Annotated in this window: 2 tRNA genes; both read left to right on the top strand. The window is 48.9% G+C overall.

The window, feature by feature from the left end:
• Positions 1-38: 38 nt before the first annotated feature.
• Positions 39-115: transfer RNA gene (locus tag U868_RS0123080), tRNA-Ile, on the top strand.
• 125 nt (positions 116-240) lie between these two features.
• Positions 241-316: transfer RNA gene (locus U868_RS0123075), tRNA-Ala, on the top strand.
• Positions 317-626 lie beyond the last annotated feature (310 nt).

Below are 626 nucleotides of genomic sequence, written 5' to 3'. Positions count from 1 at the left end.
CACAGATTGTCTGATAGAAAGAAGCAGATACCGGGAATAGGCTTGTAGCTCAGGTGGTTAGAGCGCACCCCTGATAAGGGTGAGGTCGGTGGTTCAAGTCCACTCAGGCCTACCACTTTTCACTGATACTGCGTTGCGGCTCCGCTCGTTTACGTCAGTAAACTTCGCGAACCCACGCCTTGTCTCAGTAAAAAGCACCTTTTGAATAAAGGGTGAAGGTGACCCGGAAAACCAAATAATGGGGCTATAGCTCAGCTGGGAGAGCGCCTGCCTTGCACGCAGGAGGTCAGCGGTTCGATCCCGCTTAGCTCCACCATTATCTGATATCTGAAGAATAATTCAGAGTTTACCGGAAACGGTATGCTGTGAATTATTATGCTCTTTAACAATCCGGAACAAGCTGAAAAATTGAAACAATCAATATTATCACCGAGGTAATATTGATGAGTCTCTCAGCCAAGCAACAGAACGTGTTACTACGACACGGCGAGCGAAGTGATTTCGCGAAGGCCGGAGCACAGTGAGCGGAGCATACTCAGGTATGTGAGCATCACGGGCACCGCCCGACAAAGAAATCACAAAGCACAGCCTGTCGGATAAGACACTTTCGGGTTGTGAGGTTAAGC

Origin of the sequence: Morganella morganii H1r, from assembly GCF_000633515.1 — a bacterium.
Taxonomy (GTDB): Bacteria; Pseudomonadota; Gammaproteobacteria; order Enterobacterales; family Enterobacteriaceae; genus Morganella; species Morganella morganii_B.
The sequence above is the reverse complement of the archived record's forward strand: the minus strand, read 5'-3'. Positions and strand labels throughout refer to the sequence as shown.